Origin of the sequence: Streptomyces sp. Z423-1, assembly GCF_013009255.1 — a bacterium.
GTDB lineage: Bacteria > Actinomycetota > Actinomycetes > Streptomycetales > Streptomycetaceae > Streptomyces > Streptomyces gossypiisoli.
In genome coordinates, this window is the sequence record NZ_CP053109.1 from 3,888,015 (window position 1) to 3,901,830 (window position 13,816).

Consider the following 13,816-nt stretch of genomic DNA (forward strand, 5'->3'; position numbering starts at 1 on the left):
CACATCTGCCGCGTTGTCGTCGGTCGCCGACGCGCCGCGTCGACTCCCTCCTCCGCCTTGCAGCTGCACGCACCAGGCCCCGCTCGCCTGCGTTGAACAGTCGCCGTCGCTTTCCTGCGACTTGATCCGCCGGACAGGCCCTAGGTCACATTCCCTCAGAGCTTGACGCCCTTGGTCCGCAGGAACGCGACCGGGTCTATCGCGGTGCCGTAGTTGGCGGTGGTGCGGATCTCGAAGTGCAGGTGCGGACCGCTGGAGTTGCCGGTGTTGCCGGACAGGGCGATGCGCTGGCCGGTCGCGACGATCTGGCCGACCTTCACGTCGACGCGAGACAGGTGGGCGTACTGCGAGAAGGTGCCGTTGCCGTGCTTGATGACGATGGCGTTGCCGTACGCGGGGCCGTCACCGGCGCCGTTGCCGCCGGCCTTGACGACCTTACCGCCGTGCGCGGCCACGACCTTGGTGCCGGTGGACACGGCGAAGTCCTGCCCGCTGTGGGTGGACTGCCACATACCGCCGGCCTGGGCGTAGCTGGCGCTGAGCGTGTAGCCCTTGACCGGACTGACCCAGGAGGCGGCCTTCTTGGCGGCGGCCGACTTGGCAGCCACCTTGGCGTTCGCCTTCTTGGCCGCGGCGACCTCGGCCGCCTTGGCCTGAGCCGCGGCCTGCGCCTCGACGGCGTGCGCGACACCGCTGGTGGCGGTCGTGGCAGTGGCCGTGGAAGTGCCGGCGGCCGCGACCCCGGCCCCCAGCACGACCGAGGCGCCGATGCCGGCGGCCAGCACGGCCGCGCGAGTGCGGAGCTGGGACGTACGGGAAGAACGGGACGTGACCTGCGTGAACATGCGGAACCTCATGGGACGGGAACGGGGAAACCACTCGGCGCGAAAGGCACCTGCCGGGTGGGCCATCCCTTGGTACCCGGGGGACCCATAAAGCCCAAAACGTGTGACCTACTATGGAAGGCAGTATTTCATTGCATAATCTGCGGACTCTTGACAGGGCACCCATCCCGGGTGAATGCACCTAAGTCCGCGAATCCGACAGCAGAGTTACGAGATAAAAGTCCGTTTTGCCCAAACTGGCCCTTCCACTATTCCGGCTAGTAACGGACAAATCGCCTGTGCGGCATGTCACCGGCGGGCAAGATCCAACCATCCGGGAATGTGACCGGCGCTACTCTGCTGTTTCCTGCCAACAGGGCTCAGGGGGAGACCGGGTGGAACCGTCGGTCATCGGCGTACGGCTGGCGTCGGCCGTGGTCGCGCCGCTCGTGAAGAAGCTGTTCGTGACCGAGGGAGCGGGCGCCGGACTGGTGGACCGGCCGGTGCGGATCTCGTCGTACGTCTCGTTCCGGGGTGAGAAGCGGCAGCTCGACCGCAAGGACCTGGCGCGGCTGGCCGCCGAGCTGGTGCGGCAGGCGCTGAAGGCCGCCGGGGAGCGCGCGTTGCCGGCGGACGAGGAAGAGGCCGTCGTCCACGCCCTCGCCAACACCCTGTACGCCCTCGGCGAGCTGGACATGACCGACGTACAGGCGGTGGAGCTGGGCCACGAGGCGCTGGCCGCACGGCTGCGCGCCGCGAGCGGCAAGCCGGACCGCGACCTCTCCCTCGACGCGGCCCTGTTCTACTTCAGGACGCTCACCACCGCGTGCCTGCACATCCTGCACTTCTTCACCCAGCGCTCCACCTTTGTCCCCCGCACTCTGGTCGAACAGTCCCGCCGCCAGCGCGAACTGATCGACAAGGTCGACGCTCTGCTCGCCCGCACTGCACCGGCGTCCGACTCCGCGTTCGAACAGCGCTATATGGCGTACGTCACCACCAAGCACGGCCACCTCACCATCTACGGCATCGACCTGGTCAACTCCCCCGACCGCTGGCCCCTCGACGCCGCCTACCTCAGCCTCCAGGCCCTGCGCCCGGCCGCCGACGGCGAGGCGGCCGACCCGGACGGCCCCGGCTTCGCCTCCGCCGCCACCGCACTCCCCGCCGAACAGGCCTTCGCCGAGCACGACCGGGTGCTGCTGCGCGGGGTGGCCGGCTCCGGCAAGACCACGCTCGTCCAGTGGCTCGCGGTCACCGCCGCCCGGGGCGAGCGCGGCGACCGCATCCCGTTCGTCCTCCCCCTGCGCACCCTGGTCCGCCGCCCCGACGGCCTCCCCGCACCCGACGCCTTCCTGTCCGCCGTACGCGTCCCCTTCCACGCGAGCCAGCCGGACGGCTGGGCGGACCACGTCCTCAGCGCGGGCCGGGGGCTGCTGCTGGTGGACGGCATCGACGAGATCCCCGAACGCGAGCGCGAACGCACCCGCCGCTGGCTGCGCGACCTGCTGGACGTCTATCCCGGCAACCAGTGGCTGGTCACCTCCCGCCCCTCCGCCGTACGGGAGGACTGGCTCGCCCCCGAGGGCTTCACGGAGCTGGCGCTCACCCCGATGAGGGCGGACGACGTGGCCGCCTTCGTCACCCGCTGGCATACGGCCGCCCGCGCCGACGCCCCGGAGGACCGCGACCGCCTCGACGCCTACGAGCGCAGCCTCCTCGACGCCGTGCGCACCAAGCCCGACCTCGGCCGCCTGGCCACCAACCCCCTGATGTGCGGCCTGATCTGCGCCCTGCACCGGGACCGGCGCGGCTATCTCCCGCACGGCCGCCAGGAGCTGTACGACGCCGCCCTGTCGATGCTGCTGGCCCGCCGGGACGAGGAGCGGGACATGGCCGGCCCCGACGGCATCCACCTCACCGAACTCCCCCAGATCCAGCTGCTCCAACGGCTCGCCTACTGGCTGATCCGCAACAACCAGTCGGAGATGGACCGCGAGCGGGCCGAGCGCCTCGTCGCCGACGTCCTCCCCGCCCTCCCCGCCGCGGCCTCCCAGGGCGACGCCCCGTCGATCCTGCGGCACCTGCTGGTCCGCAGCGGGCTGCTGCGCGAACCGTCCCCCGGCACCGTGGAGTTCGTCCACCGCACCTTCCAGGACTACCTGGGCGCGAAGGCGGCGGTGGAGGACGGGGACTTCGGGCTGCTGGTGCGGGGCGCGGCGGACGAGCAGTGGGTGGACGTGATCCGGATGGCGGTGGCGCACGCGCGACCGCGGGAACGGGCGGAACTATTGCGGGAATTAGTGGCTTTCGCGGACCGGCTGGAGGACCCGGCTCGCGCGCGGGTACGACTACTGGCGCTGGCGTCCCTGGAGCATGCAACGGAGCTGGATCCGGGGGTGCGGGCCGAGGTGGAGCAGCAGGCCGCCGTCCTGATCCCACCCCGGACGAAGGAGGAGGCCCGCGCGCTGGCCTCGGTCGGCCCGCTCGCGCTGGAACTGCTGCCGGGGCCGGAGGGGCTCAGCGACGAGGAGGCCCGGGCCGTCGTCATCACGGCGTCGCTGATCGGCACGGACGCCGCCCTGCCCGTCCTCGCTCGCTTCCGCTCGCATCCGGCCCTGGCGGTGCGGGCCCAACTCACCTGGACCTGGCACCGGTTCCCCACCAGGCGGTACGGCGCGGAGGTCATCGCCCATCTGCCCGAGGACGACCTCTTCTTCGCCGCGCACTCCGGGGACCACCTGCGTTTCCTGCGCGAACTGGGCGGCCGGCCGTCACTGCAGCTGATCGGCGACGTGGACCCCACGGAGCTGCCCGACGGCGTGACCCAGCTGGTCATCCGCGGCAACGAACAGCTGCGGGACCTTCAGTGCCTGGCCGACCAGGACCGGCTCACCTATCTGGACCTCAGCAGATGCCCGCAGGTCGACGACATCGCGCCCTTGGCCCGCCTGCCGCTGCGCTGGCTCTCGCTGGACCTCCTGCCCGGTCTGGAACGACCGGACGTGCTGTCCGCGCTCTCCGGCTCACCGACGCTGGACCAGCTGGACCTGGGGATCGCCCTCCAGGCCGAGTCCCTGGACCGGGCGCTCCCCGAGGGCCTGCCCCTGCGCTACCTCCGGCTCACCAAGAACGCCATCACCCACACCGGCCTGCGCGGCCTGCACCGCCTGACGACACTGCGTCATCTCAGCCTCGCCACCCCGGCCGTGCCACTCACCCCCGAGGACTACGAGGAGATCGGCCGCCTCAACGACCTGGATCTGCGCCTCAACTGGCAGGCCGTCGGCTGGGACGGCCCGCCGCTGCCCGGCGTCACGGCCCTGCGCCTCAACAACTTCCACGGCACCGAGGACATCTCCGGTGTCCGTACCCTGTTCCCCAACCTGCAGACGGTCAGCATCAACCTGGCCGTCGACGTCGCCGACGTACCGGACCACGTACGCGAACTCCTCCCGGTGACACCGACGTTCACCAGGGACCGCACCGTTGTGTGACGCACACCCCTGGACACCTACCGTCCAGTAACCCTACGGTTCCCCTCGCGCCACCCTCACGCACGAACATGCACACGACATGCCGGTCACCGTACGGACGTGAAGGGACCCCCAGATGACGAGAAGACGCCCCTGGGCGAGCCGCGCCGCCACAACCGCCGTCGCCGCGGCCGCCCTCGTGGCCATCGCCGCCCCCGCCGAGGCCGCGACCAGCACCGCCACGACCACCGCGGCCACCACCGCCGCCGCCGCGGACGTCGACTACGCCACCTGGCAGAAGGACTGTCAGGCCGTGATGGACCAGGCGCTGCCGTACCTGAAGCAGCGGATCGCCCAGGCCGAGCCGGGCGAGAAGCAGGCGATCGTCTTCGACATCGACAACACCACGCTGGAGACCGACTTCGGCTTCAGCTTCCCGCAGCCGGCCAACAAGCCGGTCCTGGAGGTCGCCGAGTACGCCCAACAGCGCGGCGTCGACATCTTCTTCGTCACCGCCCGCCCGGGCATCATCTACGCGCCCACCGAGTACAACCTGGAGAAGGTCGGCTACGAGGTCGACGGCCTCTACGTCCGCGGCTTCTTCGACCTCTTCAAGGACGTCGCCGCCTACAAGACCGCCCAGCGCGTGAACATCGAGTCCAAGGGCTACACGATCATCGCCAACATCGGCAACAACACCACCGACCTGTCGGGCGGCCACGCCGAGAAGGCGTACAAGCTGCCGGACTACGACGGCCAGTTGTCCTGAGCCGACCGGACCAGCAAAAGGGGCTGCCCCGGGACCTGGTCCCGGGGCAGCCCCTCTGTTCAAGCCGAGCGCAGCGGCTACGCGTCCTTGCTCAGGTTCGGACCCGCGCCGCCGGCCGCCTGCTCGATCGGCGGGACGTCCGGCAGGGCCGACTTCTCCTCACCACGGAAGGTGAAGGTCTTGGTCTCGCCCTCGCCCTCGGTGTCCACGACCACGATGTGACCGGGACGCAGCTCGCCGAAGAGGATCTTCTCCGACAGCGAGTCCTCGATCTCGCGCTGGATGGTGCGGCGCAGCGGCCGCGCACCCAGCACCGGGTCGTAACCCTTCTTGGACAGCAGCTCCTTGGCGGACTGGGAGAGCTCGATGCCCATGTCCCGGTCCTTCAGTCGCTCGTCCACCTTGCCGATCATCAGGTCGACGATCCGCAGGATGTCGCCCTGGGTCAGCTGCGGGAAGACGACCACGTCGTCGACGCGGTTGAGGAACTCGGGCCGGAAGTGCTGCTTGAGCTCGTCCGACACCTTGTTCTTCATGCGCTCGTAGTTGGTCTTCGTGTCACCCGAGGCCGCGAAGCCCAGGTTGAAGCCCTTGGAGATGTCCCGGGTGCCGAGGTTGGTCGTCATGATGATGACCGTGTTCTTGAAGTCCACGACCCGGCCCTGGGAGTCGGTCAGGCGACCGTCCTCCAGGATCTGCAGCAGCGAGTTGAAGATGTCCGGGTGGGCCTTCTCCACCTCGTCGAAGAGGACGACGGAGAACGGCTTGCGGCGCACCTTCTCGGTCAGCTGACCGCCCTCTTCGTAGCCCACGTAGCCGGGGGGCGAACCGAAGAGACGCGACACCGTGTGCTTCTCGCTGAACTCCGACATGTCGAGGGAGATCAGCGCGTCCTCGTCACCGAAGAGGAACTCGGCGAGCGCCTTGGACAGCTCGGTCTTACCGACACCGGACGGGCCGGCGAAGATGAACGAACCACCCGGACGCTTCGGGTCCTTCAGACCCGCACGCGTACGGCGGATCGCCTTCGACAACGCCTTGACGGCGTCGTCCTGGCCGATGACCCGCTTGTGGAGCTCGTCCTCCATGCGGAGCAGTCGGCTGGACTCCTCCTCGGTCAGCTTGAAGACCGGGATGCCGGTAGCCGTGGCGAGGACCTCGGCGATCAGCTCGCCGTCGACCTCGGCGACGACGTCCATGTCGCCGGCCTTCCACTCCTTCTCCCGCTTGGCCTTGGCGGCCAGGAGCTGCTTCTCCTTGTCGCGGAGAGAGGCGGCCTTCTCGAAGTCCTGCGAGTCGATCGCGGACTCCTTGTCCCGGCGGACACCGGCGATCTTCTCGTCGAACTCGCGCAGGTCCGGCGGCGCGGTCATCCGGCGGATCCGCATCCGGGAACCGGCCTCGTCGATCAGGTCGATCGCCTTGTCCGGCAGGAAGCGGTCGGAGATGTACCGGTCGGCCAGGGTGGCGGCCTGGACCAGCGCCTCGTCGGTGATGGAGACGCGGTGGTGCGCCTCGTACCGGTCGCGCAGACCCTTGAGGATCTCGATCGTGTGCGGCAGGGACGGCTCCGCGACCTGGATCGGCTGGAACCGGCGCTCCAGGGCCGCGTCCTTCTCCAGGTGCTTGCGGTACTCGTCCAGCGTGGTCGCACCGATGGTCTGCAGCTCACCGCGGGCCAGCATCGGCTTCAGGATGGAAGCCGCGTCGATGGCGCCCTCGGCGGCACCCGCACCGACCAGCGTGTGCAGCTCGTCGATGAACAGGATGATGTCGCCGCGGGTGCGGATCTCCTTGAGCACCTTCTTCAGGCGTTCCTCGAAGTCACCGCGGTAGCGGGAGCCGGCGACCAGCGCGCCGAGGTCCAGGGTGTAGAGGTGCTTGTCCTTGAGGGTCTCGGGCACCTCGCCCTTGACGATGGCCTGGGCGAGACCCTCGACGACGGCGGTCTTGCCGACGCCGGGCTCACCGATCAGGACCGGGTTGTTCTTCGTACGGCGGGACAGCACCTGCATGACCCGCTCGATCTCCTTCTCGCGCCCGATGACCGGGTCGAGCTTGGACTCACGAGCGGCCTGGGTGAGGTTCCGGCCGAACTGGTCGAGGACCAGGGACGTGGAGGGGGTGCCCTCGGCAGGACCGCCGGCGGTGGCGGTCTCCTTGCCCTGGTAACCGGAGAGCAGCTGGATCACCTGCTGCCGCACGCGGTTCAGATCTGCGCCCAGCTTGACCAGGACCTGGGCGGCGACGCCCTCGCCCTCACGGATCAGGCCGAGCAGGATGTGCTCCGTGCCGATGTAGTTGTGGCCCAGCTGAAGGGCCTCGCGGAGCGACAGCTCCAGCACCTTCTTGGCACGGGGGGTGAAGGGAATGTGACCCGAGGGCGCCTGCTGGCCCTGGCCGATGATCTCCTCCACCTGCTGGCGGACCGCCTCGAGCGAAATCCCGAGGCTCTCAAGGGCCTTGGCGGCGACACCCTCACCCTCGTGGATCAGGCCCAGGAGGATGTGCTCGGTGCCGATGTAGTTGTGGTTGAGCATCCGGGCTTCTTCCTGAGCCAGGACGACAACCCGCCGCGCGCGGTCGGTGAACCTCTCGAACATCGTTAATCGCTCCTCAGAGCGGTCAGGCAGTGGGGGGAACTTCCCCTCCCTGTCCTTCCGCAGCTTAGTCCCGCAAGCGGGGACCGCTCATTCCAACTGCCGACACCGTCGATGGCCTCCTGACCCCGCTAACGCCGACATCTGCTCCAACCCGATGGTGCGAGACGATGTTCCCGCAGGCCAGGTGGTTACCCTCACCATCACTACGCCGATGGCGAACGTGAGACGCCCTGTCCTGCGTGTCGCCCCCTCTCACTAGGGATGTCTTACCCGCAGGCACCGACACTCCATGCCGCGCGCCCCCGTTCCCTCCGCTACGGGCGAACAACCTTGCGCCACCCCGCGCCCCCACATGCCCCCTCTTTCGCCACTCTGCGCACCATCAGGAACACCCAGCGTAACTCGAACGCCGTTTTGACGGTTTCGCTTGGCATGGTTGGCGCGATGCCCTCGGTCCCGATCCCACGGCGCCCTGTCGATCCGGGCGATCGGGTCAGGCGGTGGTACGAGCACGAACTGGGCTGGCCGACCGTGCCGGGCACCCCGCTCCACCTGTCGGTGGGCGCCCGCTTCGATGTCCTGGACGTACCGGCCGAGGCGGGCCTCGCGGGCCTGCGGCACCTTGTTCCGGGCTCTCCGGTGGCCGTCCAGGGTGACCGGATGCGGCTGCTGGTGGCGCCGGGAAGCGCGGACGAGCTGCCGGGGGTGCTGGACTGGCTGGAGTGGGGCGGCCTGCCGCTGGATCTACGGGTCATCGGCGGTGACATCGGGAGCGGGGTGATGGAGGCTCCCGTCCCGCCGGGGGACGCTGCGGCCGGCCGCGCCGCAGAGGGCGGCTCTCTTCAGGGGGCCGCCGTGTGGCTGCGGCCCCCCGAACCGGGGTGCGAGGTCGAGGCCTCGCTGCCGACGTTGTCGGCCATGGGGGGCGTTGGAGGCGCCCCCGATCTCGTACGGCTGGTGGACACGGTGGCGACTCACTGCCACCGAATCCGGCTGCGACGCGTGTGCGCTCAGGCGTTGGCCTTCTCGTAAGCCTCGCGAATGGACGCGGGAACACGGCCACGGTCGTTGACCTCGTAACCGTTCTCCTTCGCCCACGCACGGATCGCAGCGGTGTCCTGGCTGCCGCCGGACGCGGCACGCGCCTTTCCACGCCCACCGGAAGCACGGCCACCAGTACGCCGACCGCCCTTCACATAGGGCTCAAGAAGGCTGCGCAACTTGTCCGCATTGGTGGTCGTGAGATCGATCTCGTACGTCTTACCGTCCAGCGCGAACGTCACCGTCTCGTCCGCCTCGCCGCCGTCGAGGTCGTCGACAAGAAGGACCTGAACCTTCTGTGCCACCGGATTTCCTTTCATCGATAACGTTGAGGGCCGGGGGTCTGCGGCGTCCGCCGTTTCGCCGCCCCCTGTTATATGCAGTACTGCAGTACGTCGGAAAGCAAACCGCTTTTGCTGGAAAAACACAAACCCCCGGGAGAGGCCGGCCCACGGTCCCCGCCCGGAAACATGCGCGTTTCGGACATAGGGAACTTGGGCAGCGGGCTCGGGTGGAATACTCCGGCATACCCCGGGCATACCTACGGCATACCCCCCGGCATACCCTTGGTGATCACAGATGCAGAAGCATCCGGCTGTTGCCCAAGGTGTTCGGTTTCACTCGTTCGAGACCCAGGAACTCCGCGACGCCCTCGTCATATGAACGCAGCAGCTCCGCGTAGACATCGGTGTCGACCGGCGTCTCACCGATCTCCACGAAGCCGTGGCTGCCGAAGAAGTCGACTTCGAAGGTCAGACAGAAAACCCGGCGAACACCCAGCCAGCGTGCGGTCTGCAGCAACTTCTCCAGCAAGTGATGGCCGACGCCGGCGCCCTTGAGGCCGGGCTTCACGGCGAGAGTGCGGACTTCCGCGAGGTCTTCCCACATCACGTGCAGTGCGCCGCAGCCGACGACCTCGGCGTTGTCGTCACGTTCCGCGACCCAGAACTCCTGGATGTCCTCGTAAAGCGTCACCGTGGCTTTGTCGAGCAGGATGCCGTCGCGGACGTAGGCGTCGAGGAGTCGGCGGACGGCGGGGACATCGCTGGTCCGGGCCCGGCGGACGGTGATGGCTTTAGCGGTGACTTCGAGGTTCTCGGCGGAGGGGGACTCTGCGGACATGAGCGGACGCTATCGTCCGGGGGCCTCCGGGGCGGAGCCGGGGTTCTCGGTGGGGTTGTCGGTGGGGTTCTCGGCCTGGGTATCGGGGCGGGTATTCGGGGGTTCGGTCGGTTCGGCGCGTTCGGCGCTCTTGACAGGGTCGGTCGGCTCGGTGGTGGGGCGGGTGCGGGGCGGCGCTTCGGGTTCGGGGGATTCCGGGATGCCTACGATGCGTGCCGCGTCCCGCAGGGCCTTGCGCTGTTCCTCGCTCATCATGCCGAAGAAGGCGACGAGCGCGGCGGCGGGGTTGTCGCTCTGCGACCAGGCGTCGTTCATCAGGGCGGCGGCGTAGGCGGCCCGGGTGGAGACCGCCTCATATCGATAGGCCCGGCCTTCCGCCTCGCGGCGCACCCAGCCCTTCTGATGGAGATTGTCCATAACGGTCATCACCGTGGTGTAGGCGATGGACCGTTCCTGCTGAAGATCTTCCAGGACTTCTCGAACGGTCACCGGGCGGTTCCACTTCCACACCCGCGTCATGACCGCGTCTTCGAGTTCTCCCAATGGGCGAGGCACAGTTCAGCACAATAGTGGGAGATCTGGGTTATGGCGTGCTGGGTGGGCATTTTTCTTGGCGAATGGGGACAAAAGGGGCGTACGACCCTGGTGTGAGGGGCGTACGCCACTGTGGGCGCGTCCGAGGCGGCCGTGTCAGGCGTCGGGGGTGGCCGCGGAGGGCTGGCGCGTGCCCTCCGCGCGGGTGAGGGCGGCGTCGACGGCCGCGTCCTCCTTGGCCTTGTTGGCGCCGCCCTGGGACTTCACGATCACCCGGATCACGCCGATGAAGAACACGGCCATGACGATCGGGGGGAGAAGCGCGGAGACGTAGTCCATGGGTCCAGGGTAGTGGTGGGGGATTGGGGGGTTTGTTCGGGGCGCGCCTTGTGGGGGCAGGGCCAGGGTGGGGCGGGTGCGGGGCGGCGGCGAGGTGAGGGCGGGGCGGCGGGGCGAGGGCGGGGCGGCGGGGCGAGGGCGGCGTAGGGGCGGAGGGTCAGACGGCCGCGAGTTGCTGTGGGGGGTTCGCGGGGGGCTGGGGTGGTTTGCGGCGGGGGAAGACCTCGCCCGGGGTGGGGACGGGGCGGCGGGTGGGCTTCGGGGCGGCGGGCGCGGGGGCGGGGGTCGGGGTGGGGGTGGGGGCTGGGGACGGTTCGGCCGGCTTTTCGGCCGGCTTCTTCTCGGGATTGCGGTCGGGTTTGGCTGCCGGGTTCTCGGCGGTGTTGGTGAGGCCGCCGGGGAGGGCGAGGAGGTGGGTGCGGGAGGCCGGGACGAGGGTGGCGAGGGTTGCGGTATGGGGTGCGGCGTGGGGTGCGGCGTGGGGTGGGGTGGTGGTGCTGCGGGTCAGGCGCGTGCGTACGTCCTGTTCGGCGAGGGTCTGGCAGCGGTCGAGCAGGGCGGTGGCGGTGGGGGTGCCACGGAGGGACCGTAGGGCGGCCAGGTCGTCGGGGTGGGGGCGGTATCCGGCGCGCAGCGCCTCCTCAAGGAGCGTGAGGTAGCCGGCCGCGGTGCCGGGGAGGGCGGCGCGGTAGCGGGCGAGGTCGGCCACGAGGAAGGCCCGCAGGCGGGCGCCCTCGCGCATCGCCTCGTCGAGGGACTCGGCCAGGCGGTGACAGTCCTGGACGTCCTCGGCCGAGGCCTGGCCGGGGTGGAGGGCGAGGGCGAGAGCGCGGCGGAGCACACGCAGCTCCGCCACACCGAACGCCATGCCGCCGCGGGATCCGTATGGCGTGGGCATGGGGCGACGATACGCGCTAATCAGACAAACCAGGAGGTAGGGGGTGGGTGTGGCGTGGGGTGCCACTCGGGTGGGCGGGGCGGAGGGCTGAATGCCTGCGGCGGCCTGTGGCTGTGGGTGCGTGGTTGCGGTAGCGCCTACGGTGCGGGGTGTGGGTCGGGGCCGCGCCGGGGGGTGTCCGTCCTCGGAACGGCGCGACTCGGTCTCTCACAGAGGTACCCGTGTTGACGCGCCAACCGCTGCGGGCGGACACCCCCCGACACGGCCCCTTCCGTGCGTCCGCGAGTGCGGCTATCGCCGTGGCGCGCGCGGGGGCGCTCGCCGTATGCGACGCCGGGCTGCGGGGCATCCCCGGCTCGGCCGCAGCAACGCGTAGCCGCGGGCAGTCGGGCCGCTGGCGCAGGGCAGGCCTTCTTACATGCGGGAGACGTTGCGTTCGTACACCAGGCGTAGGCCGATCAGGGTCAGCCAGGGTTCGTGTTCGTCGATGACCGAGGATTCACCCAGGACCATGGGGGCCAAGCCGCCCGTTGCGATCACCGTGACGTCGTCGGGGTCCGTGGCGAGTTCGCGGGACATGCGGTTGACGACTCCGTCGACCTGGCCTGCGAAGCCGTAGACGATGCCTGACTGCATGGCCTCGACGGTGTTCTTGCCGATCACGCTGCGGGGGCGGGCCACCTCGATCTTGCGGAGTTGGGCGCCCTTGACGCCGAGGGCCTCGACCGAGATCTCGATGCCGGGGGCGATGACACCGCCGACGTACTCCCCGCGCGCGCTGACCGCGTCGAACGTCGTCGCCGTACCGAAGTCCACGACGATCGCGGGGCCGCCGAACAGCTCGACCGCCGCCACCGCGTTGATGATGCGGTCGGCGCCCACCTCCTTGGGGTTGTCTGTGAGGATCGGGACGCCCGTCTTGACGCCCGGTTCGACGAGGACGGCGGGGACGTCGCCGTAGTAGCGGCGGGTCACCTCGCGGAGTTCGTGGAGGACGGAGGGGACCGTCGCGCAGATCGCGATGCCGTCGATGCCGTCGCCCAGGTCGTCGCCGAGGAGGGGGTGCATACCCATCAGGCCCTGGAGGAGCACCGCCAGCTCGTCCGCCGTGCGGCGGGCGTCCGTGGAGATGCGCCAGTGTTCGACGATGTCGTCGCCGTCGAAGAGGCCGAGGACGGTGTGGGTGTTGCCTACGTCGATCGTCAGCAGCATGGCCGGTTCCCGCTCCCTACTCCGCCGCTCGCAGATCCAGGCCGATGTCCAGGATCGGGGAGGAATGCGTCAGGGCGCCCACGGCCAGGTAGTCGACGCCCGTTTCGGCGTACGCCCTGGCGTTGGCGAGAGTCAGGCGGCCGGAGGCTTCGAGGACTGCTCGGCCGTGGACCAGGGCCACTGCCTCTTCGCATTCGCCCGGAGTGAAGTTGTCCAGGAGGATCAGGTCGGCGCCCGCGTCCACGACCTCGCGGAGCTGGTGGAGGGTGTCGACCTCGACCTCGATCGGTACGTCCGGGAAGGCCTCCCGTACCGCCTTGAAGGCCTGGGCGACGCCGCCCGCCGCCACCACGTGGTTGTCCTTGACCAGGGCCGCGTCGGAGAGGGACATGCGGTGGTTGACGCCGCCGCCGCAGCGGACCGCGAATTTTTCGAGCGAGCGCAGGCCGGGGGTGGTCTTGCGGGTGTCCCGGACTTTCGCCTTCGTGCCTTCCAGGACGTCCGCCCACGCGCGCGTGGCCGTGGCGATGCCGGAGAGGCGGCAGAGGAGGTTCAGTGCGCTGCGTTCGGCGGTGAGGAGGTCTCGGGTGCGGGTGGTGATGGAGAGCAGTTTCTGGTCTGCGGTTACTCGGTCGCCGTCCTCTACGTGACGTTCGACCTCGAATTCGTCCTCGCAGACGATCGACATGACCGCTTCGGCGACCCTGAGGCCCGCCACGACGCCCGCCTCGCGGGCCACGAAGTCGGCCGTCGCCACCGCGTCCTCGGGGATGGTCGCGACCGTCGTCACGTCCACGCCGCCCGCGAGGTCCTCCTGGATGGCCACGTTGGCGACGTCCTCGACCTCCACGGGGTCGAGTCCGGCGTCGGCCAGGAGCTGGGCGAGTGCGGGGTCGAGGCCGCACTCCAGGTAGGCCTCGTCGTCGGTGTCCGCGCCGCAGGCGCAGCCGTCACCGCAGCCGTCGGACGGGGCGAGGGGAAGGTCGGGGGTGCTCACT

12 protein-coding genes are annotated in these 13,816 nt (G+C 69.5%); 3 read left to right on the plus strand and 9 right to left on the minus strand.

The window, feature by feature from the left end; translation table 11 throughout:
- Positions 1-155: 155 nt before the first annotated feature.
- Positions 156-845: a M23 family metallopeptidase gene (locus tag HJD23_RS17385; protein WP_171109130.1), complete on the minus strand. Its 690-nt coding sequence runs from the start codon at positions 843-845 to the stop codon at positions 156-158.
- A gap of 374 nt (positions 846-1,219) precedes the next feature.
- On the opposite strand from HJD23_RS17385, the gene HJD23_RS17390 reads away from it, so the two are divergent.
- Together HJD23_RS17390 and HJD23_RS17395 are read left to right on the plus strand one after the other, a co-directional pair.
- Positions 1,220-4,321 (plus strand): NACHT domain-containing protein, encoded by a 3,102-nt coding sequence (locus HJD23_RS17390; protein ID WP_171109132.1) that lies wholly within the window; start codon positions 1,220-1,222, stop codon positions 4,319-4,321.
- Positions 4,322-4,436: 115 nt separating this feature from the next.
- Positions 4,437-5,069: an HAD family acid phosphatase gene (locus HJD23_RS17395; RefSeq protein WP_171109134.1), complete on the plus strand. Its 633-nt coding sequence runs from the start codon at positions 4,437-4,439 to the stop codon at positions 5,067-5,069.
- Positions 5,070-5,146: 77 nt separating this feature from the next.
- On the opposite strand, the gene HJD23_RS17400 is transcribed toward HJD23_RS17395, so the two are convergent.
- Entirely contained in the window at positions 5,147-7,672 is a 2,526-nt protein-coding gene (locus HJD23_RS17400; protein WP_171109136.1) for an ATP-dependent Clp protease ATP-binding subunit, read from the minus strand.
- A 444-nt stretch (positions 7,673-8,116) separates the two neighbouring features.
- On the opposite strand from HJD23_RS17400, the gene HJD23_RS17405 reads away from it, so the two are divergent.
- Positions 8,117-8,704, plus strand: coding sequence for an SCO3374 family protein (locus HJD23_RS17405; RefSeq protein WP_232107939.1), 588 nt, complete (start codon positions 8,117-8,119; stop codon positions 8,702-8,704).
- On the opposite strand, the gene HJD23_RS17410 is transcribed toward HJD23_RS17405, so the two are convergent.
- From HJD23_RS17410 to nadC, 7 genes are all read right to left on the minus strand, one after another.
- A complete protein-coding gene (locus HJD23_RS17410) occupies positions 8,683-9,018 on the minus strand; it encodes an Lsr2 family protein (protein ID WP_141314683.1) in 336 nt (111 codons plus the stop codon). The genes HJD23_RS17405 and HJD23_RS17410 overlap by 22 nt on opposite strands.
- A 268-nt stretch (positions 9,019-9,286) precedes the next feature.
- Positions 9,287-9,835, minus strand: a complete 549-nt coding sequence (locus HJD23_RS17415; protein WP_171109141.1) for an amino-acid N-acetyltransferase — start codon at positions 9,833-9,835, stop codon at positions 9,287-9,289.
- 9 nt (positions 9,836-9,844) lie between these two features.
- Positions 9,845-10,390: a BlaI/MecI/CopY family transcriptional regulator gene (locus tag HJD23_RS17420; protein ID WP_171109143.1), complete on the minus strand. Its 546-nt coding sequence runs from the start codon at positions 10,388-10,390 to the stop codon at positions 9,845-9,847.
- A 135-nt stretch (positions 10,391-10,525) separates the two neighbouring features.
- Entirely contained in the window at positions 10,526-10,708 is a 183-nt protein-coding gene (locus HJD23_RS17425) for a hypothetical protein (protein ID WP_171109145.1), read from the minus strand.
- A gap of 157 nt (positions 10,709-10,865) precedes the next feature.
- A complete protein-coding gene (locus HJD23_RS17430) occupies positions 10,866-11,576 on the minus strand; it encodes a hypothetical protein (protein ID WP_171134145.1) in 711 nt (236 codons plus the stop codon).
- A 444-nt stretch (positions 11,577-12,020) separates the two neighbouring features.
- Positions 12,021-12,818, minus strand: coding sequence for a type III pantothenate kinase (locus HJD23_RS17435; RefSeq protein WP_171109712.1), 798 nt, complete (start codon positions 12,816-12,818; stop codon positions 12,021-12,023).
- Positions 12,819-12,834: 16 nt separating this feature from the next.
- The gene (gene nadC, locus HJD23_RS17440; RefSeq protein ID WP_171109711.1) at positions 12,835-13,815 is read right to left on the minus strand and encodes a carboxylating nicotinate-nucleotide diphosphorylase; all 981 of its coding nucleotides are present in this window, start codon (positions 13,813-13,815) and stop codon (positions 12,835-12,837) included.
- Position 13,816 lies beyond the last annotated feature (1 nt).

Bases quoted from the DNA above. Each gene is read 5' to 3' on its own strand.
- HJD23_RS17385 (WP_171109130.1), bottom strand. From the start codon at position 845: ATGTTCACGCAGGTCACGTCCCGTTCTTCCCGTACGTCCCAGCTCCGC.
- HJD23_RS17395 (WP_171109134.1), top strand. From the start codon at position 4,437: ATGACGAGAAGACGCCCCTGGGCGAGCCGCGCCGCCACAACCGCCGTC.
- HJD23_RS17400 (WP_171109136.1), bottom strand. From the start codon at position 7,672: ATGTTCGAGAGGTTCACCGACCGCGCGCGGCGGGTTGTCGTCCTGGCT.
- HJD23_RS17405 (WP_232107939.1), top strand. From the start codon at position 8,117: ATGCCCTCGGTCCCGATCCCACGGCGCCCTGTCGATCCGGGCGATCGG.
- HJD23_RS17415 (WP_171109141.1), bottom strand. From the start codon at position 9,835: ATGTCCGCAGAGTCCCCCTCCGCCGAGAACCTCGAAGTCACCGCTAAA.
- HJD23_RS17425 (WP_171109145.1), bottom strand. From the start codon at position 10,708: ATGGACTACGTCTCCGCGCTTCTCCCCCCGATCGTCATGGCCGTGTTC.
- HJD23_RS17430 (WP_171134145.1), bottom strand. From the start codon at position 11,576: ATGGCGTTCGGTGTGGCGGAGCTGCGTGTGCTCCGCCGCGCTCTCGCC.
- HJD23_RS17435 (WP_171109712.1), bottom strand. From the start codon at position 12,818: ATGCTGCTGACGATCGACGTAGGCAACACCCACACCGTCCTCGGCCTC.